Source organism: Mycobacterium sp. NGS62 (genome assembly GCF_059812285.1).
The window spans coordinates 64,079-85,341 of sequence record NZ_JCALCK010000005.1; the positions used below are offsets into that span (position 1 = coordinate 64,079).

General features: G+C 66.9%; 20 protein-coding genes and 1 pseudogene. 4 read left to right on the forward strand and 17 right to left on the reverse strand.

Annotated features, from left to right (window positions below; translation table 11 throughout):
* Positions 1 to 35: 35 nt before the first annotated feature.
* A complete protein-coding gene (locus tag AC5Y49_RS14610; protein ID WP_499888146.1) occupies positions 36 to 959 on the reverse strand; it encodes an LLM class F420-dependent oxidoreductase in 924 nt (307 codons plus the stop codon).
* Between the two features lie 90 nt (positions 960 to 1,049).
* On the opposite strand from AC5Y49_RS14610, the gene AC5Y49_RS14615 reads away from it, so the two are divergent.
* Positions 1,050 to 1,769, forward strand: coding sequence for a superoxide dismutase family protein (locus tag AC5Y49_RS14615; RefSeq protein ID WP_499888148.1), 720 nt, complete (start codon positions 1,050 to 1,052; stop codon positions 1,767 to 1,769).
* 24 nt (positions 1,770 to 1,793) lie between these two features.
* On the opposite strand, the gene AC5Y49_RS14620 is transcribed toward AC5Y49_RS14615, so the two are convergent.
* The 3 genes from AC5Y49_RS14620 to groES form a co-directional block, all read right to left on the reverse strand.
* Positions 1,794 to 3,317, reverse strand: coding sequence for an adenylate/guanylate cyclase domain-containing protein (locus tag AC5Y49_RS14620; RefSeq protein ID WP_499888150.1), 1,524 nt, complete (start codon positions 3,315 to 3,317; stop codon positions 1,794 to 1,796).
* Positions 3,318 to 3,370: 53 nt separating this feature from the next.
* Positions 3,371 to 4,984: a chaperonin GroEL gene (groL, locus tag AC5Y49_RS14625; RefSeq protein WP_499888151.1), complete on the reverse strand. Its 1,614-nt coding sequence runs from the start codon at positions 4,982 to 4,984 to the stop codon at positions 3,371 to 3,373.
* Between the two features lie 85 nt (positions 4,985 to 5,069).
* Positions 5,070 to 5,372: a co-chaperone GroES gene (gene groES, locus AC5Y49_RS14630; protein ID WP_045384501.1), complete on the reverse strand. Its 303-nt coding sequence runs from the start codon at positions 5,370 to 5,372 to the stop codon at positions 5,070 to 5,072.
* Positions 5,373 to 5,666: 294 nt separating this feature from the next.
* On the opposite strand from groES, the gene AC5Y49_RS14635 reads away from it, so the two are divergent.
* Entirely contained in the window at positions 5,667 to 6,314 is a 648-nt protein-coding gene (locus AC5Y49_RS14635) for a C39 family peptidase (protein ID WP_499888153.1), read from the forward strand.
* A 3-nt stretch (positions 6,315 to 6,317) separates the two neighbouring features.
* Here AC5Y49_RS14635 and tsaD read toward each other — a convergent pair whose 3' ends face one another.
* The 9 genes and pseudogenes from tsaD to AC5Y49_RS14680 form a co-directional block, all read right to left on the reverse strand.
* Complete coding sequence (gene tsaD / locus AC5Y49_RS14640; RefSeq protein WP_499888155.1) at positions 6,318 to 7,343, reverse strand: tRNA (adenosine(37)-N6)-threonylcarbamoyltransferase complex transferase subunit TsaD; 1,026 nt, start codon at positions 7,341 to 7,343, stop codon at positions 6,318 to 6,320.
* A complete protein-coding gene (gene rimI, locus AC5Y49_RS14645; RefSeq protein ID WP_499888801.1) occupies positions 7,340 to 7,786 on the reverse strand; it encodes a ribosomal protein S18-alanine N-acetyltransferase in 447 nt (148 codons plus the stop codon). The genes tsaD and rimI overlap by 4 nt, the downstream gene beginning before the upstream one ends.
* Positions 7,787 to 7,795: 9 nt before the next feature.
* Positions 7,796 to 8,404: pseudogene (gene tsaB / locus AC5Y49_RS14650) on the reverse strand (tRNA (adenosine(37)-N6)-threonylcarbamoyltransferase complex dimerization subunit type 1 TsaB); the annotation flags it as partial.
* A complete protein-coding gene (gene tsaE, locus AC5Y49_RS14655) occupies positions 8,404 to 8,868 on the reverse strand; it encodes a tRNA (adenosine(37)-N6)-threonylcarbamoyltransferase complex ATPase subunit type 1 TsaE (RefSeq protein WP_499888157.1) in 465 nt (154 codons plus the stop codon). The gene tsaE and the pseudogene tsaB, both read right to left, overlap by 1 nt.
* Positions 8,861 to 9,985, reverse strand: coding sequence for an alpha/beta fold hydrolase (locus tag AC5Y49_RS14660; RefSeq protein WP_499888159.1), 1,125 nt, complete (start codon positions 9,983 to 9,985; stop codon positions 8,861 to 8,863). Before AC5Y49_RS14660 ends, tsaE begins: the two co-directional genes overlap by 8 nt.
* Entirely contained in the window at positions 9,982 to 11,136 is a 1,155-nt protein-coding gene (gene alr / locus AC5Y49_RS14665) for an alanine racemase (RefSeq protein WP_499888161.1), read from the reverse strand. The genes AC5Y49_RS14660 and alr overlap by 4 nt, the downstream gene beginning before the upstream one ends.
* Positions 11,137 to 11,244: 108 nt before the next feature.
* Positions 11,245 to 12,624 carry a glutamate decarboxylase gene (gene gad, locus AC5Y49_RS14670; protein WP_499888163.1) on the reverse strand — a complete coding sequence of 460 codons (1,380 nt, stop codon included), beginning with the start codon at positions 12,622 to 12,624 and terminating at the stop codon, positions 11,245 to 11,247.
* A 24-nt stretch (positions 12,625 to 12,648) separates the two neighbouring features.
* Entirely contained in the window at positions 12,649 to 14,064 is a 1,416-nt protein-coding gene (locus AC5Y49_RS14675; protein ID WP_499888802.1) for an NAD(P)H-hydrate dehydratase, read from the reverse strand.
* A gap of 50 nt (positions 14,065 to 14,114) precedes the next feature.
* Positions 14,115 to 14,963, reverse strand: a complete 849-nt coding sequence (locus AC5Y49_RS14680) for a DUF4436 domain-containing protein (protein ID WP_499888164.1) — start codon at positions 14,961 to 14,963, stop codon at positions 14,115 to 14,117.
* A 235-nt stretch (positions 14,964 to 15,198) separates the two neighbouring features.
* On the opposite strand from AC5Y49_RS14680, the gene AC5Y49_RS14685 reads away from it, so the two are divergent.
* Together AC5Y49_RS14685 and AC5Y49_RS14690 are read left to right on the forward strand one after the other, a co-directional pair.
* Positions 15,199 to 17,148 carry a flavin-containing monooxygenase gene (locus AC5Y49_RS14685; RefSeq protein WP_499888166.1) on the forward strand — a complete coding sequence of 650 codons (1,950 nt, stop codon included), beginning with the start codon at positions 15,199 to 15,201 and terminating at the stop codon, positions 17,146 to 17,148.
* Entirely contained in the window at positions 17,145 to 17,882 is a 738-nt protein-coding gene (locus tag AC5Y49_RS14690) for an SDR family NAD(P)-dependent oxidoreductase (protein WP_499888168.1), read from the forward strand. Before AC5Y49_RS14685 ends, AC5Y49_RS14690 begins: the two co-directional genes overlap by 4 nt.
* Here the strand turns inward: AC5Y49_RS14690 and AC5Y49_RS14695 are convergent.
* The 4 genes from AC5Y49_RS14695 to AC5Y49_RS14710 form a co-directional block, all read right to left on the reverse strand.
* The gene (locus tag AC5Y49_RS14695; protein ID WP_499888170.1) at positions 17,863 to 18,528 is read right to left on the reverse strand and encodes a rhomboid-like protein; all 666 of its coding nucleotides are present in this window, start codon (positions 18,526 to 18,528) and stop codon (positions 17,863 to 17,865) included. The genes AC5Y49_RS14690 and AC5Y49_RS14695 overlap by 20 nt on opposite strands.
* A gap of 83 nt (positions 18,529 to 18,611) precedes the next feature.
* Complete coding sequence (gene glmS / locus AC5Y49_RS14700; RefSeq protein ID WP_499888171.1) at positions 18,612 to 20,480, reverse strand: glutamine--fructose-6-phosphate transaminase (isomerizing); 1,869 nt, start codon at positions 20,478 to 20,480, stop codon at positions 18,612 to 18,614.
* A gap of 85 nt (positions 20,481 to 20,565) precedes the next feature.
* Complete coding sequence (locus AC5Y49_RS14705) at positions 20,566 to 20,997, reverse strand: type II toxin-antitoxin system VapC family toxin (protein WP_499888173.1); 432 nt, start codon at positions 20,995 to 20,997, stop codon at positions 20,566 to 20,568.
* On the reverse strand, positions 20,994 to 21,230 hold the full coding sequence (locus AC5Y49_RS14710) for a type II toxin-antitoxin system Phd/YefM family antitoxin (protein ID WP_499888175.1): 237 nt from the start codon (positions 21,228 to 21,230) through the stop codon (positions 20,994 to 20,996). The genes AC5Y49_RS14705 and AC5Y49_RS14710 overlap by 4 nt, the downstream gene beginning before the upstream one ends.
* Between the last annotated feature and the right edge of the window lie 33 nt (positions 21,231 to 21,263).

Genomic DNA, 21,263 nt, shown 5'->3' on the forward strand with positions numbered 1-21,263 from the left:
GCGGCTATTCGTCGAGCTGCCGATTGGCCGGGCAATTATGCGTCGACCAGCGGCCTGAGTACCTCGCCCATCTTCGTGATGACACCGGGTGTGTGGCGGTGTGTCGGAAGATTGATGATCACGCCATCGATGCCTGGGTCAAGCACCCGGCGTTTGATCTCGTCGGCTACCTGATCGGGCGTGCCGGTAACCGCCCGGTCACCGCGCGCCTCGCCGATATCGCGTGGCGCATCGTAACCGTCGAGCACCACCGTCAGCAGGCAGCTGGTTTCCAAAGTTGTTGGGTCCCGGTCTATTTCGGCGCAGCGCTGCCGCAGGGCCGCCAGCTTGGCGGGTAGCTCGGAGATGCCGGCAATGATGTTGAGATGGTCGGCGTAGCGGGCGGCCATTCGGAACGTCTTCTTCTCACCGCCGCCGCCGAGCATGACCGGAATATGGTCTCGATAGCGCGGCTCGTTTATCGCGTTCTCGGTGTGGTACCACTTCCCGGCGAAGCTAGGTCGCTCGCCGTGCAACATCGGAACGATGATCTGCAACGCCTCCTCGAGTTTTTCGAATCGCTCCGTGAACGTGTCGAACTCGAAGCCCAGCTGTCGATGCTCCAGCTCGAACCAGCCCGCTCCGAGACCCAGGATGGCACGCCCCGCGCTCACAACGTCCAGCGTCGTTATTGTCTTGGCGAGCAACGTCGGGTTGCGATAGGTGTTGCCGGTCACCAAGGTTGACAGGTTGACCCGCTCGGTTGCCGTGGCCAAAGCGCCCAGCGCGGTGTAGGCCTCCAGCATGGGTTCGTCGGGTTCGCCCAGTCCCGGCAATTGATAGAAGTGGTCCATCAGCAGGACGGTGTCGAATCCAGCGGCCTCTGCCTCCTGTGCCTGGGCCGTGACAGCGGGAAATAGTTCGGCGACTGACGTGCCATAGGAAAAGTTGGGAATCTGCAATCCGAGTCGAATAGTCATGCCGAAATGCAACAGCGGCCGACGCAGTTGAAATTCCGTAGTCCAAGTCGCTCCCGTTTCTACATCGGCCAATCGGGGTAGGCCCCGCGCATGAAAAAGGGCGCAGCCGTAGCCGTCGCGGTGCTCACCGCGAGCATTGCACCGTTAGGCGCATGCACGAAGCAGAACATCAGCCAGCCCAATACGTCACCACTCACCGTCACTCCGCCCGGCGCGGAGAAGATGACGACGCAGCTCAAGAGCGCCGACGAGACTGTGGTCGCCAACGCCACCCTCGAGTTCGCCAATGGCTATGCGACGGTGACCGTGGAAGCCGGTCCCAACCAAGTCCTGACTCCCGGTTTCCACGGGCTGCAAATCCACTCGGTGGGCAAATGCGAAGCCGACTTCAACTCGGCCGGGGACGTCTTCCAGGCGCCGGACCATACCGGGTATCCGGCTAGCGGTGAACTGACTGCGTTGCAAGTGCGCCCCGACGGCGCGGCCAAACTCGTCACGACAACGAGCGCGTTCACCGCCGCAGACCTGAAGAATGGCTCGGGTACCGCGCTGATCGTGCACCAGGACCCGGATACCTTGGGCAGTAATCCCCCTGGTGATTCGGGCAAGCGGGTGGCCTGCGGGGTGATCTCGGCCGGAACGACAACCTCGTCCAGCACGGCGACAACGACGGTCACCACCACGACGGCTGTCCCGCCGCCGTCGGCGAGCACTAGCACTAGCACCGTCACGGTGACCAGCGCCCCAACCGTCACGTCGACGCCGACCACGACCGCCACGACTCCCCCGAGCCTTCCGCCCGGTAGCTGACACAAGTAGACAAGCTTTCGGCATTCAGCCGAGGCGATGTGAATGCGTGGCCGATGGGTCGAGCCCGAAAACCTCTGTGGGAACTGACTTGCCTTTCAGCGCGTGAGCCCCGCGTTGGGCAAGGGTGGGCGGTCGAGAAACCAGGGCGTCGACGGTGTGGTGGGTGAGCAGGATGGCGTCCCCGGTGGCCTTCGTGAGCTGCTCGACGCGCGCCGCGACGTTGACGGTGTCGCCGATCAGCGTGAACTCCAGTTTGGCTGCGCCACCAATGGTTCCGGCAATCACCTTTCCGGTGTTGATGCCGATGCCGATGTGAAGCTCATCGCCGAATCGCTCGGCCACGAGGCGCTGAATCAGCACCGCCGCAGCCACCGCAGCGTCGGCGTGATCGGCGAGATCATTGGGGGCGCCGAAGACGGCCAGTGCACCGTCGCCGAGGAACTTGTTGACGTGTCCGCCGGCGTCGACGACGGCAGGCACCACGATTTCGAACAGGGCGTTGAGGCGGGCGACGGTGTCCTCGGCGGTGTTGGTCTCCGCGAACGGGGTGAAGTCGCGGATGTCGACGAACATCACCGTCACCTCGCGGCGCTCGCCGGTGAAGACGTCGTCGCCCTGCTGAAGCAGCCGCGCCGCCAACGCAGGATCGACGTAGGTGCCGAATGCGCCCTGAAGTCGTTGTCGCTCAGCCAAACCCGCCTGCATGCGGTTGAACGACGCCGCCAGCGCGCCCAGGTCGTCGTCCTGAACCACCGCCAGCCGTCGGCTGAAATCACCCGCCGCAACACGTTCGGTTCCTGCGGCGAGATCGCGAACGGGTTGCAGGAGTGGCGAGTACGCGGCCCAGAGCGACGGCCCGATAACGAGCACCAGTACACCGCCGATCAACATGGCGAGGGCAGGGCCGTTCCTGGTCACGTCTAACACGGCTCCCAGAATCGCGCCCGCAACGGCAAACGCGAATCCCACGGCAAGCATGGCCACGTTGGTCCACGTGGCGAATGCCGGACGAGAGCGGGGCAGGGAATCGCCGATCTCCGTATCCGAGGCAAGCGCAGCCCTGACGGGCCGCAAGATTGCTTCGACGAGGCCGTGCACAGTGATCAGCTGGCCGGTAGTTCCGGCAATGGCGCCCAGAATCGCGTACTGGATGAGCCGCGACCCGCTCGCTCCGGCAATCATCCCGATACCAACGAACAGCGCCGCGATCCAAAAAAAGGTGACGACCACCCCCCTCGCAAGCAACTGCCGGCCATAGCTATAGCTGGCGCGCAGCGCGCTCTCTCGATCAACGTCGCCGCCGGCCGCCCACCGCTCAATGAGGCGGGGATACCTTCCGCCGGGAACTGCCACCACATACAGGTACGCGAGCACGGCGATTACGGTCACTGCGGCCGCCTCGGTGTAGTGATCAGATCTCTCGAAAGCGACGATTCCCAACGACCAGGCGAGATAGACCGGGAGTGCCAGGGTGAACATGAGCGCCCAGCACGCCCACGAATACCGGGACTTGTACCGATCCCACGTCGATTGCCAGATGCGATCCATGCCGATAACGAAACACCCCCGGCGATGAGCCGGGGGTGTTTCTTCGGCACTACCTAGTGGTGATGGTGACCGTGACCGTGCTCCTCCTCCTCGGCGGGCTTGTCCACGACGGCCGTCTCGGTGGTCAGCACCATCCGCGCAACCGACGCCGCGTTGAGCACCGCCGAGCGGGTCACCTTGACCGGGTCGATAACGCCGGCCGCGGCCAAGTCGCCGTAGTCGAGCGTGGCCGCATTCAGACCATGCCCAGCCGGCAGTTCGTTGACCTTGTGGACCGCCACCGAGCCGTCCAGCCCGGCGTTGACGGCAATCCAGTACAGCGGCGCGCTGAGCGCATCGGAGAACACGTCGACCCCGAGGATCTCGTCACCCGACAGCGACCCGCGCAGATCGGTCAACGCCTTGCGGGCCTGCAACAAAGCGGATCCACCACCAGTGACAATGCCCTCTTCGACCGCGGCCTTGGCGGCGGCGACAGCGTCCTCGACGCTTTCCTTGCGCTCCTTGAGCGCGGTCTCGGTGGCGGCACCAACTTTGATGACAGCCACCCCACCGGACAGCTTGGCCAGCCGCTCTTCGAGCTTTTCGCGGTCCCAGTCGGAGTCGGTCGTCTCGATCTCCGCACGCAACTGCTTGGCCCGGTCAGCGATGGCGTCTTGGCCGCCGCCGCCCTCGACGATGACGGTGTCGTCCTTGCTGACCACCACGCGTCGCGCCGAGCCCAGCACGTCCAGGCCTGCCTCCCGTAGCACCAGGCCAACGTCGGGGTTGACCACCTGGCCACCGGTCACCACCGCCAGATCCTCCAGGAAGGCCTTGCGGCGATCCCCGAAGAACGGCGCCTTGACCGCGACGGCCTTCAGTGTCTTGCGGATCGCGTTGACCACCAGTGTCGAAAGCGCCTCACCCTCGACGTCCTCGGCGATCACCAGCAGCGGCTTGCCCGCTTCGGCCACCTTCTCCAGCAACGGCAGCAAGTCGGGCAACGAGCTGATCTTGTCGCGATGCAACAGGATCAGGGCGTCGTCGAGCACGGCCTGTTGCGCATCGAAGTCGGTGACGAAGTACGCCGACAGGAAGCCCTTGTCGAAGCCGACACCCTCGGTGAACTCCAGCTCGGTGGACAGCGTCGACGACTCCTCGACGCTGACCACGCCGTCGTGGCCGACCTTGGTCATCGCCTCGCCGACCAGCTGGCCGATCTGTTCGTCGCGCGACGACACCGTGGCCACCTGCGCGATGCCGGTCTTGCCGGACACCGGGGTGGCCGCTGCCAGCAGCGCCTCCGAGACCGCGTCGGCGGCCTTGGAAATGCCCGCGCCCAACGCGATCGGGTTGGCGCCGGCGGCCACGTTGCGCAGACCGGCCTTGATCAGCGCCTGGGCCAGCACGGTGGCGGTGGTGGTGCCGTCGCCGGCGACGTCGTTGGTCTTGGTGGCCACCGACTTCACCAGCTGGGCGCCGAGGTTCTCGAAAGGGTCTTCCAGGTCGATCTCCCGGGCCACGGTGACGCCGTCGTTAGTGACCGCAGGCCCGCCAAAAGCTTTGGCCAGCACCACATGCCGGCCACGCGGGCCGAGGGTGACGCGCACCGCGTCGGCGAGCTTGTCCACCCCGGTTTCCAGGGCGCGGCGCGCGGTTTCGTTGAACTCAATCTGCTTGCTCATAAGTCTTTCCTGTCCCGGCTAGAGCGAACCGCCCCGGAAATCACCCGCGTACTGCGGGGATCGCCGGGGCGGAACACGCCTGTTGCTATTTGGAGACGACGGCCAGCACGTCGCGGGCCGACAGGATCAGGTACTCCTCGCCGTTGTACTTGATCTCGGTGCCGCCGTACTTGCTGTAGATGACGGTGTCACCCTCGGACACGTCCAGCGGGATTCGCTTCTCGCCGTCCTCGTCCCACCGGCCGGGGCCGACGGCGACGACGGTGCCTTCCTGCGGCTTCTCCTTGGCGGTGTCGGGAATGACCAGACCGGAAGCGGTCGTGGTCTCGGCCTCGTTGGCCTGTACGAGGATCTTGTCCTCGAGTGGCTTGATGTTCACGCTCGCCACGATTGGAGCCCTCCACTTGATCAGTGTGTGAGCTCGGGGCTGCTCCCCGAGCCCTTCGAATTACCAGGTGTTCGGCTTTCGGCCGCGCCCTAGCGTCGTCGTCGCGGGTGCCGACACAGGGATTGCCCGATTGCCACCTAGCACTCTATACACGCGAGTGCTAGCACTCAAGGTCCCCCTGTTGCTTCTGGCTCCCTTCGGCGCGAGGGTGCGTGTTCCCGGTCCGCACGCGGCGTGTCGGACCGGGGACACGCACGCTCGCGCAAGGGGGGACCATCGCTGATACTTGAGGTCATGTCCATTGGCATCCGCAAAGCGACCTGGACGGCCGGTGTGGCCGCAATGATCGTCGCGGCCGCGCTCGGCGGGGCCGGGGTCAGCCACGCCGACCCGAACGGCCAAATGTATGGCAATCCCGAAGCCGCCGCCCCCTACTGGCGCTATCAGCATCAGGAAGACTGCGGGCTGATGGCCGTCGCCGACGTGGTCGGGCAACTCACCGGCCACGAGCCCTCCCAGCTCGGCATCGAGATGCGCGGGTTCTTCACCCCCAGCCAAACCCACCACGGCCAGATCTACGAGTTCGACGGCACCTCCCCGGGCGACATGGTGGTGCTGCTCGAGCACTACGGCATCCAATCCGACCTGACCACCGGCAACACCATGCAGACGCTGGAGCAGGACCTGGCCGGCGGCCACAAGGTGATCGCCGGGCTCAACGCCGAAACCATCTGGAACTACCCCCCGGGCCAGGGCCAGCGCACCGACCCGGACCATGCCGTCGTGGTCACCGGCGTCGACACCCGCGACGACACCGTGCACCTCAACGACAGCGGCATCCCCACCGGCCGCAACGAGCAGATCCCGATGGCCACGTTCACGCAGGCCTGGTCAACCAGCGACAACCTGCTCATCGTCACCCACCAAACCGGCAACCAGTAACCGTCAGGGCAGCTGGCCGGTGACCACCGGCAGGCCCGGGTCGGTCGACACGTCCAGCGGCGACGGCGGCGCGCCCGCCGACACCAGATGCGCCGCGAACGAAGCGATCATCGCACCGTTGTCGGTGCACAGCCGCGGCCGCGGAATCCGCAACGTCAATCCGGCTGCGGCACAACGTTCTTCGGCCAATTCGCGCAGCCGCGAGTTGGCTGCCACTCCCCCGGCGATCAGCAGTGTCGAGACTCCCAGTCCGGTGGCGGCACGCACGGCCTTCATTGTCAGCACGTCGGCGACCGCCTCCTGAAAGCCGGCCGCGATGTCGGCGGTCGGGGCGTCGGGATGGCTTTCCACATACCGGGCGACGGCGGTCTTGAGACCGGAGAAGCTGAATGCGTGCGGATCGTCGCGCGGCCCGGTCATGCCGCGAGGGAACACAATTGCGTCGCGATCACCGGTGCGGGCCAGCTCGTCGAGCACCTTGCCGCCCGGATAACCGAGCCCGAGCAGCCTGGCCACCTTGTCATAGGCCTCTCCCGCGGCGTCGTCGACGGTGCCGCCCAACTCGACGATCGGCTCGCCCAGTGAGCGCACGTGCAACAGATGGGTGTGCCCGCCGGATACCAGCAATGCCACGCTGTGCGGCAGCGGCCCGTGCTCGTAGACGTCGGCAGCCAAATGCCCGCCCAGATGGTTCACCGCGTAGAACGGCACGTCCCAGGCCGCCGAATAGGCCTTGGCCGCAGCCACTCCCACCAACAGCGCGCCGGCTAGCCCGGGTCCGATCGTGGCGGCGACGACGTCTGGCCGGCTGATGCCGGCTGATGCCAGCGCGCGGCGCATCGTCGGGCCGAGTGCCTCCAGATGCGCTCGAGAGGCGATCTCGGGCACCACGCCGCCGAACCGGACATGTTCGTCGACACTGGATGCCACTTCGTCGGCCAGCAGCGTCACGGTGCCGTCGGAGTCGAGTCGGGCGATGCCGACACCCGTTTCGTCGCAGGAGCTTTCGATGGCCACAATGACAGTCATGCTGGGTCCCGTCGCATCGTGTAGGCGTCGGCGCCACTGATCCGGTAGTACCGTCGGCGCAGCCCGACATCGGTGAACCCGACGCTGCGGTAGAGCGCGATCGCCGCCGCGTTGTCGGTGCGGACCTCCAAGTGGATAACGCCGTCATTGGCAAAGTCCAGTAGCTCGCCCAGCAGCCGGCGCCCGATGCCGCGACCCTGGTAGGCCGGGTCAACGCCGATGGTGTGCACCTCGTACTCGAACGGCGGCGTGCGGCCCAACCGTGAAATGCCCCCGTACCCCACCAGCACGTCGCCAATGCGCGCGGCGACGTAATGGTTGTGCTTGGCGGCGAGTTCGCGGACGAATGCGGCCTTGGGCCACGGGTCGTCGCCGGGAAACAGCAGCGCCTCCAGTTCGGCGCACCGCCTGGCATCCGCGGGCGTGAGCGGACCGCACACCACGTTGCGCTCAGCCGCTGGTTTGGCGTCCGGCCGGCGCAGGTACAACGGCACCAGCGGCGCCGGCTCGTCCGACCAGTCGACCGCGGCTACCAGTCCGGCCGGCGTCGGGTGGGTCGGGTCGCAGCGCGGCAGGTCGAACAGCGTCGCGTGCTGCGGGGATCCGGCGACCGCGCGCGCCGCGCCGGGGTCCACGTCGGCCGGTGCATTGACGGCCGGCCCGTCGACGCGAACACCGTCGCGGTAACGGGCCCAATAGATTTCACGCCGGCGGGCGTCGGTGACGACCAGCGTCTCGCCGGTCGTCTGCCCGCCGATGGCGTCCAGGCTGCACACGCCGTACACCGGGATGCCCAGCGCGTGTCCGTAGGCGGCCGCGGTCGCCATCCCCACCCGCAAGCCGGTGAACGGGCCAGGCCCGCAACCGACCACCGCGGCATCGAGGTCGGCCATCGTCAGCCCGGCATCGGTGAGCGCGGCCAACACATTCGGCGTGAGCCGTTCGGCGTGGGCGCGGGCGTCGACGGTGATTCGCTCGGCGAGCACATCAAGGTCGTCGGTGACGATTCCCGCCGTGACCGACGGTGTGGCGGTGTCGATGGCCAAGACGCGGCGTGACATCAGCAGCTCCACTGCCAGGTCGCGGTGCGCACGTCGGAGTTGGTGATCCGTTCGAGGCGGATGTCGAGGTGACGCTCGGAAAGTCGTTCGGCCAGGCCCTCGCCCCACTCCACGACGACGACGGCGTCGTCGAGATCGGTGTCCAGGTCCAGCGAATCGAGCTCGCCGAGCAAGTCGGCCCCGTGGTGATCCAGCAGCCGGTAGACGTCGACATGGATCATCGCCGGCGCGCCGGCGCGCCTCGGCGGGTGCACCCGCGCCAGCACGAATGTCGGCGACGTGACCGGCCCGTCGACATCCAGTGCCTCGGCAATCCCCTTGGCAAGCACGGTCTTGCCGGCGCCAAGCGGACCGGAGAGCACCACCACGTCTCCGGTGCGCAGCTGGGCGCCCAGCCGCGACCCCAGCGCTATGGTGTCTTCGACCTGCGCGAGGGTCGCCGTACCTGCTCCGAGTTCAGCCACGCCGCCACGACCGTTCGCGCCACCGCCGACTCAGCGCCGCCAGCCGGCCCGGAGTGGCCCGCCTGACCAGCCGGACCAAGGCGTCGTTGATCCGGTCCGGCTTGCCCAGCAGCACCAAATGACCGGCCCGCGACATGATGATCAGCTCTGAATTGGGCAGCGCGTCGGCCATCCGCCGCGAATATTCGTCGGGGGTGAGCAGGTCGTGATCACCGCAGACGATCAAGGTCGGAACCTTCGCCAACGTAGGCAGCGCGGCGGTTTCGTCGTGCACCTCCAGGGCATGCAAGAACTCCACCATTGTCGGGATTGGCGTGCCGTGCATCATCTTCTGCGAAAAGGCCACCACGCTGGGGCTGACGTCGAAATCGCCATAGGACGCTGCCCGCAGAATCGGGCCGATCAGCGAACGCGCCGCATTGCGGCCACGGTGTACCAGCTTCGGCGCGGACCGGGCAGCTAGCCGAATGGCGTTCAGCGCCGGGTTCTCCAGGATCTCGCCCAGCGGCGATTTCGAAACACCCTCGGCTGCAGACGAAATCAACGCCGCGCCGACGATCCGGCTGCCGTAGTGGTGCGGGTACTGCCTGGCATGCGACAACACGGTCATGCCGCCCATTGAATGACCGACCATCACAATCGGACCCCGTGGCGCGATCACCTGCAGCACGGTCTCCAAATCCATGCCCAACTGCGACACCGTGTAGGTTTCCGGTGACGCTTCGCCCGAGCGGCCGTGTCCCCGCTGGTCGTAGAAGATCATCCGGACCCGCGGGCCCCACTCCTCGCACAACCGCTTGCGCTGAAAGTAGAAGGCGCCCATCCGAAGACAGAATCCGTGGGCGAACACCACCGTCAGCGGTGCGTCGACGGGCCCCACCTCACGCACCGCCAGCGGCACCCCGTCGGGCGTCGTCACCACATAGCTGCGGTCGCCGTCGAGCGCCTCGAAGTTCTCGTGGACGTAAGGGTCGTCCGCGATGACACGCCGAGTCACCTGCCGAGCGACCGTCACTCCGGCTATCGTGCCCACCGCGCCCACACCGGCCGCACCGGCCAGCCAGCGGGCTAGTCCCACTCGGGCCGGGTGCGCGCCGTCAAGGTCGTCGCCGCTCAACGACTTTCGGCCTCAAGGTACGTCCGGGTAACACGACCACGAGGGCTCGTTACCACTTCGTAGTGGATGCTGCCCAATAGGTCAGCCCAGTCCTGCGCGGTGGGCTCACCGTGGGTGCCCGGCCCGAACAGGATCGCCTCATCGCCCTCAGCGACGTCTGGGGTACCCGGACCCAGATCGACCACGAACTGGTCCATGCAAACCCGCCCCACGCTACGGCGGCGTCTGCCGTTGATCAGCACGTCGAGGCGACCGCTCAGCGAGCGGAACACTCCGTCGGCGTAGCCCAGCGGCAGCAACGCCAGATTGGTGTCACGCTCGGCGATCCAGGTGTGCCCGTAGGACACGCCTTCACCGGCGCGCACCGAGCGAACCAGTGCGACAACGCATTTGACCGTCATCGCCGGCACCAGGTCCAGGTCATCGCGTTCCGGGAAGGGGTTGAGCCCATAGACCGCGATGCCGGGCCGCACCATGTCGAAGCAAAAGTCGGGGCGGGTCAGCGCGGCCGGTGAATTAGCCAGGTGCGCCACCTCGAAGTGCACACCGTGATCTCGGGCCTGCGCCAGCATCTCGCCGAACCGTTGAGCCTGCAGGTCGTTGGCGGGGTGTGCAGGCTCGTCGGCACACGCCAGATGCGACATCAATCCACGCACCCGGATGGCATCGTCGGCGATGGCACGGCGCAGTTCGGCCAGCATCGACGGGTATTCGCCGGCGCGGACACCGTTGCGGTTCATCCCGGTGTCGGCTTTGACCGTCACCGTCGCCGTCTGACCGGTGCGGCGCACGGCGTCGAGCAGTTCGTCGAGTTGGCGCAGCGAGGACACGGCGATCTGGACGTCGGCGCTCACCGCCGGCGCGAAGTCGGTGCCGGGGCGATGCAGCCATGCCAGCACCGGTGCCGTGATGCCGTCGGCGCGCAATGCGAGCGCTTCCTCGATGGTGGCCACCCCGAGTTCGGCAGCGCCGGCGGTCAGCGCCGCGCGGGCGACCGGCGTGGCACCGTGCCCGTATCCGTCGGCCTTGACGACGGCCATCAGCTGCGCGGGCCCGGCGTGTTCACGCAGGACCCGCACGTTGTGCGCGATGGCACCGAGGTCGACGACCGCCTCGGCGATCAGGCCGCTCGTCTGGGAAATCGCAGTCATCTCCCGGCTATTGTCCCAGAAGCGGGCTGCCGGCCTCGCCCAGCGTGAAGCTGTTGCGAAAAAACGCTACAAATCTCGCAGTGGCTTCACGCTCGGCGCAAAGAGACCTCAGTGGGCGAAGTGCTGCTCGTCGAAGTGGCCGCCGGGCTTGAGCTTGTCCAGGTGGCTCAGCGCGGTCGCGGTGTCGTCATGCAATGCCCGCGCCAGATCGGCGGAGAGCCCTTCGCGTACCACGATGCGCAGCACCGAGACGTCGGTGGCGTTGTCGGGCATGGTGTAGGCCGGCACCTGCCAGCCGAAGGTGCGCAGTTCGTGGGAGACATCGAACTCGGTGTAGCCGCGGTCTCCGCGCAGCCGGGCGGCCACCACCGGGATGGCCGATCCGTCGGAGATCAGCTCGAAATGCTCGCCCGCCTTGAGCTGCTGGCCCAGCCAGCGCGCCGTCTGCGACAGCGACTGCATCACCTGGGTGTAGCCTTCCCGGCCCAGCCGCAGGAAGTTGTAGTACTGGCCGACCACCTGGTTGCCCGGTCGGGAGAAGTTCAGTGTGAAGGTCGGCATGTCGCCGCCCAGGTAGTTGACCCGGAACACCAGGTCCTCGGGCAGGTGTTCAGGGCTGCGCCACACCACGAACCCGATGCCCGGATACGTCAGGCCGTATTTGTGGCCGCTGACATTGATCGACACCACCCGCGGCAGCCGGAAGTCCCACTTGAGGCCCGGGTGCAAAAACGGCACCACAAAACCGCCGCTGGCCGCGTCGACGTGCACCGGAACGTCGACCCCGCCGCCCGCGGCCAGCTTGTCCAGCGCCGCGCAGATCTCCGCGACCGGTTCGAGCTCACCGGTGTAGGTGGTGCCCAGGATGGCGACCACACCGATGGTGTCCTCGTCGACGGCCTCCACCACTTGCTCGGGGGTGATGACGTAGCGGCCTTCTTCCATCGGCAGGTAGCGGGGCTCGACGTCGAAGTAGCGGCAGAACTTCTCCCAGACCACCTGCACGTTGGAGCCCATCACCAGGTTGGGGGTGCGGCCTTTCCAGCCCGCGCCGACCTTTTGGCGCCAGCGCCACTTCAGCGCCAGCCCGCCCAGCATCACCGCCTCAGACGAGCCGATCGTCGACACCCCGATCGCGCTGGACGGGTCGTCGTCGCGCAGCCCCTCGGCATGGAACAAATCGGCGACCATGCACACGCAGCGCTGCTCGATGGCCGCGGTCGCCGGGTATTCGTCCTTGTCGATCATGTTCTTGTCGAACGTTTCGGCCATCAGCCTCCCGGCCTCGGGATCCATCCAGGTGGTGACGAACGTGGCCAGGTTCAGCCGCGAGCTGCCGTCGAGCATCAACTCGTCGTGGATGAAGCGATAGGCGGCTTCGGGATCCATCGACTCGTCGGGCATCCGCAACGCGGGCACCGGCGCGGTGAACAGCCGGCCGGTGTAGGCCGGGCTCACCGAATGCGCAGGAACTGATGGGTGGGGCACGGCGGATCCTTTCGTTGGTGCGGGCTACAGACCGGCCAGGGCGGTGCGGATGTGGCCGAGGATGCGCGACGACGACGTGGGGGCGTCGCCGGGTCCGGGATCGCCGGCCGACAACGCCGCCGCGCGGGCATGTACGAAGGCTGCCGCCGCGGCGGCCTCGCCCGTCGGCAGGCCACCTGCCAGCAGCGCGCCGATCATCCCGGACAGCACGTCACCGGATCCGGCGGTGGCCGCCCAGGATTGTCCGGCCGGGCTCAGGTAGACCGGGCCTTCGGGTTCGGCGACGACGGTGACGTTGCCTTTGAGCAGCACCGTCGCGCCGAACGCGTCGGCGAGCTTGCGGGTGGCGGCGATGCGGTCCTCGCCCGGCGGGGCGCCGGCCAGCCGGGCGAATTCACCGGCGTGCGGGGTGAGGACGGTGGGCGCGCGTCGAGAGCTGACGAGCTCGGGGTGTGCGGCCAGGATGGTCAGCGCGTCGGCGTCGACGATCACCGGCAGGTCGGTGTCCAGCGCGAACCACAGCGCGGCAGCGCCGGTGTCCTCGGTGCCCAGACCCGGCCCGACGACCCAGGACTGCACGCGTCCGGCCGTGCCGGGGGTGGGCGTGGCGATGACTTCGGGCCAGTGCGCGAGCACCTCGGCGTGCCCGCTGCCCGCATAGCGGACCATGCCAGAGGTGGCGGCCACCGCCGCGCCGGTGCACAGCACGGCCGCACCGGGATAGGTCGACGAACCCGCCAGGATGCCGGTCACGCCCTGGGTGTACTTGTCGTCGTCGGGTCCGGGCACCGGCCAGCGCGCCACCACATCGAGGGCCTCGAAACCGCGCACGTCGGTGTCGGGGAGCTCCAGACCGATGTCGACCAATCGGACGCGGCCGCAGTCGGCCAGTGCGTGCACGGGTTTGAGGCCGCCGAACGTCACGGTCAACGCGGCGTGTACGGCAGGGCCGGTGATCGCTCCGGTGGCCACGTCGATGCCGCTGGGAATGTCGACGGCCACGACCGGGATCGCGCCGGCGGCGGCGAAAAGCTCGGCTGCCGCCGGTCGCAGCGGCCCGGACCCGGAAATGCCTACCACGCCGTCGATGACCAGGTCGGTCGTGCCGGCGATGGAGTCGACGATGCGCCCGCCGGACTTCCGGAACGCCGCGAGCGCCTGGCGGTGGGCACGCTCGGGGTTGAGCAGGATGGCGGCCGCGGCCGCGCCCCGGCGACGCAGAAACGTCGCCGCCCACAGCGCGTCGCCGCCGTTGTCGCCGGAGCCGACGACAGCGCACACCCGCCGGCCCGTCACTCCACCGGTGCGGGCGGTCAGCTCGCGGAGGATCTCGGTGGCCAGCCCGTAGGCGGCCCGGCGCATCAACGCGCCGTCGGGCAGGGTGGCCAGTAGCGGCGCTTCGGCTTCGCGAATCGCGTCAACGGAGTAGTAGTGCCGCATCAACCCCAGGATTGCATGCCGCGCCGCGGCGCGCTGCGCTCCCTGCCGGGTCAGCCGCCAAAGTCGCCGGCGACGTGTGGCCTCAGATGGTGCCACCAACAAGCGATATAGAGCAGCATCGCGACGACCAACAGCACGATGACCCAGAGCACGACGGTGACGTCGATCCAGCTACCGAACGGCGGCGAACCCGGCAGCGCGTTTCTCAGCGGGACCACCGCGAACAGCATCGCGGCGTACCACGTCGTCATGGGCGGCTGAAACGGACGGCGGTTGCGCAACGTTTGAATCGCAACGAACAGAGCTTGCGCAGCAATCACCACGAGAACGGTGACGATGACGATCGCGAACGCTGCCGTACTCGTTGATCGCCGCAGCTCCACCCGATGCGGGGCGAACATTTCGCTCTGGGCGGCCAGGCCCGCGTCGACTCTCCAGCCGGGCAGGCGATTGGTGAAGGTCACCATCGCGGGCTCCGGTACCTTCGCAGCCCCGCGAAACAGCTCGACCGTGATCGGGCCGGAATGATAGCTATCGAAGGGCCAGTCTTCAGCCTGGCCGCTGAGGGTCAGCGGGACGGGAAACACACCGGGAAGTACGTCTTTTGACCATGTGCGCGTGGTCGGTTGGGCCACTGATGTGACTGCGACACTGAGCTCGTCGGCCAGCCGGTGGGTGTGCGGATCCAGCAGCGCCGACCCCGGCGAAATGGTGAGGTTGGCGACGAGAACGGTGTTGTTCGATTGGATGTCTTCCACATTGAAGTTCGCGACGGTCACGTCGCCCGGGAGCGCGTGGTTGGTCTGACGGTGCCCCATGCCGCCATTGGCGTAGAGCAGGACCGACGCGACATACGCCCCCAGGACCGCCACGACGAGTCCGGCGATAGCGACTTTCACGAACGCCCAAACCCGATGCCCGTTAGCCGCTCCACCGACTCGTTTTGCACAATCAGATCCCCTCGCCGACACAATGACTCGGATTTGAGCATGAAACTAACGCCCGCGAAATCAATTTCGGTGAATTAGTCCGGCGCGGCCGGACTGCACCCTTGATCCGGCATAACCGTCCGCGTAGGGTATCCAGCGATTACGCAACTATGCGTAGCGTAATAGGCGGACGGAAGGACCCGACTTGACGCGCAGCCGCTATGCCGGCCGGCCCTTCGCCACCTCCACAGCCGATATCGCCGCCGCCCTGGAACAGGTGAGCATCCCGACATTGCTGCTCTCGTTGGTGCACATCACCGGCGAGCCGCACTTCATCCGCGAGTTCAAGCCCGCCGGGATCTTTCTCAACGAGGTCCAGGGATTCATGTCCGAAGACGACAAAGCCCGCGCCCGCGCGGCGGCGCTGCCGGTGATCGTCGACTACCGCGACCGCGGCTGCCCCGAGCCCGCGCCGCTGCCCCGCGACCTCGTCAAAGAGATGATGGACTGGGCGGCCTGCGAAACCGTGCCCGACGACTACGTCGAGCTGCTGCTGGAAGAGATGGACCTCGGCGGAATCGACCCGCGCCGCCCGGCGCCGCTGGATCCCGGCCGAACCCAGGAGCTGCCCGTCGTGGTCATCGGCTGCGGCGAATCCGGCGTCCTGGCCGGAATCCGGCTGCGCCAGGCCAACATTCCGTTCACCATCATTGAGAAGAACGCCGGGCCGGGTGGAACCTGGTGGGAAAACACCTATCCCGGGGCTCGTGTTGACGTGGCCAACCACTTCTACTGTTACAGCTTCGAACCCAGTAACGATTGGACGCACTTCTTCGCCGAGCAACCCGAGTTGCAGGCGTATTTCACCACGCTGATCGACAAATACGGCCTAGGCGAGCAGGTTCGGTGGCAGACCGAGGTGACTGCGGCCGAATGGCACGACGGCGACGGGACGTGGACGCTGACCGTCCGGTCTCACGACGGCCAGATCACCACTTTGCGGGCCCGCGCCGTTATTACCGCGGTCGGTCAGCTCAACCGGCCCCATGTCCCGGCCTTCGCCGGAGCGGACACTTTCAGTGGGCCGTCGTTTCACTCGGCGGCCTGGGACCACTCGGTGGACCTGATCGGCAAGCGGGTGGCGCTGATCGGCGCGGGCGCCAGCGGATTTCAGATCGCGCCCGCCATCGCCGAGGACGTCGAGCATCTGACGGTCTTTCAACGCAGCGCCCAGTGGATGTTCCCCAATCCGATGTATCACGAGTGCGTCGCCGACGGAGTGCGCTGGGCGATGGACCACCTGCCGTTCTACGGTCGCTGGTATCGCTTCCTGGTGTTGTGGCCCGGCGCCGACAAGGGACTCGACGCTGCACGTGTCGACCCGGATTACTCCGATCAGGATTATGCGGTCAGCGAGATCAACGCCGCCGCGCGGTTGATGTTCACCGACTGGATCACCAATCAGGTTGGGGCAGATCAGGATTTGCTGGCCAAGGTGCTGCCGGACTACCCGGCCACCGGCAAACGAACGCTGCAGGACAACGGCACCTGGCTGGCAACGCTGCGCCGCGACAACGTCGAGCTGGTGCGCACCCCGATCCAGCAGATCACTCCCGGCGGTGTCCTGACCGACGACGGCGTCAACCACGAGGTGGATGTCATCGTCTACGCCACCGGGTTTCGGCATACCGATGTGCTGTGGCCGATGACGGTCACCGGCCGCGACGGGGCCGACCTGCACGCCGTGTGGGGCCAGCGGCCGTATGCCTACTTGGGAATCACCGTTCCGGGGTTCCCCAACTTCTTTCTGCTCTACGGGCCGGGCGCGCATCTTGCCCACGGCGGCAGCTTGATCTTCAACTCCGAACTGCAGATGCGCTACATCAACAGCTGCCTGGAGGAATTAGTCAGGGGCGCCGTGCATTCGGTCGAGCCGACCGCCGAGGCGGCCAGCGCGTGGCATCAACGCACCCAGGCCGAGATCAAACAGATGGTGTGGTCGCACCCCGCGGTCAAGCACTCCTACTTCAAGAACACCGACGGGGAGATTCACACCGTCAGCCCGTGGCGCCTCAACGAGTACTGGACGGCGGTCCGTGAACCGGACTGGTCACAGTTCGTGGTTCGAAAAATCGGTGCGGAAGGAACCCAGTGAGCGGAGTCATCGTCACCGGCGGCGCGTCGGGCATCGGGCGGGCGAGCGCCGAGGCGCTGATCGCCGACGGCCGGCGGGTGGCGCTGTGGGACATCGCCCCGGCGGTGCAGCAGGTCGCCGCGGAGCTGGGTATGCCAGGTTTCCTGGTCGACGTCAGTGACGACGCCGCGCTGCCCGACGCGGTCGCCGCGGCCGCTGCCGCGCTCGATGGCGTCGACGGCCTGGTGCACGCCGCCGGGCGGGTGCTCGCCGAGCCGGTCGGCGCCTACACCGGCGACTCCTGGGACGCCATCCTCGACGTGAACCTTCGCGCCCAGGCGATGCTGGTGCAGTTGCTGCTGCCGCAGCTGGAACAGTCTGCGCGCGACGGCCGCTCGCCGGCAGTGGTGGGGATCTCCAGCATCGAGGGGCTGGCCGCCAACCCGTTCATCCCGGCCTACTGCGCTTCCAAGGCCGGCCTGCTGGGCTTGACCCGGTCGATGGCCGCTCAGCTGGGCCCGGCCGGCATCCGGGTCAACGCGGTGTGCCCCGGCTTCATCCACACCCCGATGCTGCAGATCGCCCTCGACGTCGAGGAGGTTCGCGCCGGCTTCGTGCAAGCCGCGCCGCTGGGCCGGATCGGCGAGCCCGCCGAGGTGGCGCAAGCAGTGGCGTTCTTGATGTCGCCGCGGGCGTCGTTCATCACCGGCACGCACGTCGTCGTCGACGGCGGCGTCACCGCCCGGCATCCGTGAGCTTCGCCGGCCCGATTGAGGGGCGGCCGCGGCCTTGCGCCATCGGATAAAAGCAGAGACCGATGACGATCGCCGCGAAATGCCCGATCGCGGTGAAGTTCACATGGATGACCAACGGCACGATGAAGACGATCAGCAAGATCGCCAAGTAGCCCCACCGCCAGGGCCGGGCAATGTGATAAGCCAGCACCGCGATGACCCCGACAAGGAAGTAGCTGACCCCGATATCACGGGCGTGCACCAGCCTCTCGGATTCCAGATGCTGCTCGATGGCCAGGTAGAGCAACCCTTCGCTGATATATGTAGCTCCGATATGAGCCGTCAACCCCACTGTCAGCCAACGTATTTGACCGAGCCACCGCTCTGCGGGCGCCAGGAACAGCGTGAAGAGGACCAGGTACGGCGTCCAGTACCGGCCGTCGATCCAGAGCAGGCTGGAAAACAGCACTTCCAGCGGATCCCGCGCCAGGTGATACAGATTGGTGGAGCCGTCGACCAGCACGGTGTGCAACTGCCGCCGGGTCAGCCGGTGCTGAATGATGGTGGTGACCAGCAATACGGTCAGCCACAGGTAGGTCAACGGTGCGCTGCTGACAAACCGCCACCCAGCCGCCAGCCACGTTCTCAATCTCGATGCCGTCGCCACGCATCCACGATCGCACGGCAGTCAGAAGCTAGGGCTGTGATCCTGACCGAATCACGGCCGTGGCTGCTGTTTCGCGAAAGTTCCTATTCGACGGTGACCGACTTGGCCAGGTTGCGCGGCTTGTCCACGTCGTAGCCGCGGGCGCGGGCCACCGACGCCGCGAACACCTGCAGCGGGATCGTCGACAGCAGCGGCTGGTAAAGCCTTGATACCGCGGGGATTTCGATCAAGTGATCGGCGTAGGGACGCACCGTGTCGTCGCCCTCTTCGGCGATCACGATGGTCACCGCACCACGGGTCTGGATTTCGCGGATGTTGGACAGCAGCTTGGCGTGCAACGTGGCTGAGTTCTTCGGCGAGGGCATCACGACGATGACAGGCAGGTCGTCTTCGATCAGCGCGATCGGGCCGTGCTTGAGCTCGCCGGCGGCAAACCCCTCGGCGTGCATGTAGGCCAATTCCTTGAGTTTCAGCGCGCCTTCCAGCGCCACCGGGTACCCGACGTGGCGGCCGAGGAACAGCACCGTCGACGATTGAGCGAACCGGTAGGCCAAGTCGGCAACCGGCCTGATTCCGGTGAGCACGCGGGCCACCAGATCCGGCATCGACTCCAGTTCGTGGTACTCGCGCTCGACCTCGTCGGGGTATTTGGTGCCGCGAGCCTGCGCCAGCGCCAGGCCGACGAGGTAGTTCGCCGCGATCTGCGCCAAAAACGTCTTGGTCGACGCCACGCCGATCTCCGGTCCGGCGCGGGTGTAGAGCACCGCGTCGCATTCCCGCGGAATCTGGCTGCCGTTGGTGTTGCAGATCGCCAGCACCTTGGCCTTCTGCTCCTTGGCGTGCCGGACCGCCTCGAGGGTGTCGGCGGTCTCGCCTGACTGCGAGATCGCCACCACCAGCGTGCTGCGGTCGAGTACCGGGTCGCGATAGCGGAACTCACTGGCCAGCTCCACCTCGACGGGTAGCCGGGTCCAGTGCTCGATCGCGTATTTGGCCAGCAGCCCGGAGTGGTAGGCGGTGCCGCAGGCGACCACGAACACCTTGTCGACCTCGCGTAGCTCCTGGTCGGAGAGCCGCTGCTCGTCGAGCACGATCCGGCCGTCGACGAAGTGCCCGAGCAGCGTGTCGGCCACCGCGGCGGGCTGTTCGGCGATCTCCTTGAGCATGAAGTACTCGTAGCCGCCTTTCTCGGCGGCGTCCAGGTCCCAGTCGATATGGAAGGGACGAGCGTTGGCGGCGTCGTCGTTGCCGTCGAAGTCGGTGATCCGGTAGCCATCGGCGGTGATCACCACGGCCTGGTCCTGGCCCAGCTCGACCGCCTCGCGGGTATGCGGGATGAATGCGGCCACGTCGGAGCCGAGGAACATCTCGCCGTCGCCGATGCCGACCACCAGCGGCGTGGAGCGACGGGCGGCGACGATGGTGCCGGGCTCGTCGGCGTTGGCGAAGACCAGGGTGAAGTGCCCTTCCAGCCGGCGCACGACTGCCAGCACGGAGCCAGTGAAATCACCGGCAGTCGGCCCATGTCGGTATGCCTGCGCCACCAGATGAACGGCGACCTCGCTGTCGGTGTCGCTGGCGAACTCCACACCGGCGGCCTCCAACTCGTGGCGCAAGGTGGCGAAGTTCTCGATGATCCCGTTGTGAACGACGGCGATCTTGCCGGCCGCGTCACTATGTGGGTGCGCATTGCGGTCGGTGGGGCGACCGTGGGTAGCCCAGCGGGTATGCCCGAGGCCGGTGGTGCCGCTCAGCGCTGCGGAATCGGTATCGCGCAGCGACTCCTCCAGGTTGGCCAGTCGGCCGGCTCGCCGACGGACGGTGAGCTCGCCGGCCCCGTCGATCAGCGCGATGCCGGCCGAGTCGTAGCCGCGGTACTCCATCCGGCGCAGCGCTTCGACGACGGCCTCGCAGGCAGACTGCTGCCCGACGTAGCCGACGATTCCGCACATAGCCCATCAGGGTAGTGCAGTGGGGGTCACCAGCGTCGAATCCAGCAGGTCAGGGCGGGTTCCCGTGGGCCGGTCAGACCGCAGCTCAAAATCGGCTCTGCTCCGGATGCGCCACAACGCGTAAGTCCAGGTGCGGGATGCCGTCGAAATCACTGGGATTACACGTGTACAGCGGCACACCATGCGCGATCGCAGTGGCGGCAATCAAAGCGTCGTAGGCGCGGGCCGCCGGTTTCCGTCCCGAAGCGCGCAGTGACGCCGCCACTACGGCGAATGCCCGGGCTGCTGCGCCATCGAAAGGCAGTGCGTCGAAATCGGATTCGGCTTGCTGTAGACGCGCCTGCCGTGCTGCGCGTTCTTCTTCGGTTTGGGCCACGTGCGGTCCAAGCGATAGTTCCGCCAGCGTTATGGCGCTAATAACCGCTTCCTCCGGCAGCGCCGACGGATCGGTAATTCGGCCCAGCAGGATCACCACCGAGGTATCGAGCAAGCCTCTCGAAGCTGGCTCTTCGATCACAGCGACGGATCGATGAGGGCATCGATGTCTCGTCGCAGCGCTTCGGGGTCAACGGGCGGCAACCGCTTCCAGCGCTCAATCAGTTCCTCAGGTCGGGCGCTGCGACGGGGCAGCGGCCGAAGCTCGGCGATAGGACGCCCGTCTCGGGTTACCACTACACGTTCGCCCCGCTCGACACGGTCCAGCACTTCTCCGCCCTTGTTGCGCAGTTCGCGCACGGTTACGGACACCACCAACCCACTGTATCACCGGTGAGACACGCGCGG

Excerpts from the sequence above, each read along its gene's own strand:
- AC5Y49_RS14635 (WP_499888153.1), top strand. The coding sequence starts at position 5,667 with ATGTCCATTGGCATCCGCAAAGCGACCTGGACGGCCGGTGTGGCCGCA.
- glmS (WP_499888171.1), bottom strand. The coding sequence starts at position 20,480 with ATGTGCGGAATCGTCGGCTACGTCGGGCAGCAGTCTGCCTGCGAGGCC.
- AC5Y49_RS14615 (WP_499888148.1), top strand. The coding sequence starts at position 1,050 with ATGAAAAAGGGCGCAGCCGTAGCCGTCGCGGTGCTCACCGCGAGCATT.
- AC5Y49_RS14620 (WP_499888150.1), bottom strand. The coding sequence starts at position 3,317 with ATGGATCGCATCTGGCAATCGACGTGGGATCGGTACAAGTCCCGGTAT.
- AC5Y49_RS14610 (WP_499888146.1), bottom strand. The coding sequence starts at position 959 with ATGACTATTCGACTCGGATTGCAGATTCCCAACTTTTCCTATGGCACG.
- alr (WP_499888161.1), bottom strand. The coding sequence starts at position 11,136 with ATGACTGCGATTTCCCAGACGAGCGGCCTGATCGCCGAGGCGGTCGTC.
- groL (WP_499888151.1), bottom strand. The coding sequence starts at position 4,984 with ATGAGCAAGCAGATTGAGTTCAACGAAACCGCGCGCCGCGCCCTGGAA.
- tsaD (WP_499888155.1), bottom strand. The coding sequence starts at position 7,343 with ATGACTGTCATTGTGGCCATCGAAAGCTCCTGCGACGAAACGGGTGTC.
- AC5Y49_RS14675 (WP_499888802.1), bottom strand. The coding sequence starts at position 14,064 with ATGCGGCACTACTACTCCGTTGACGCGATTCGCGAAGCCGAAGCGCCG.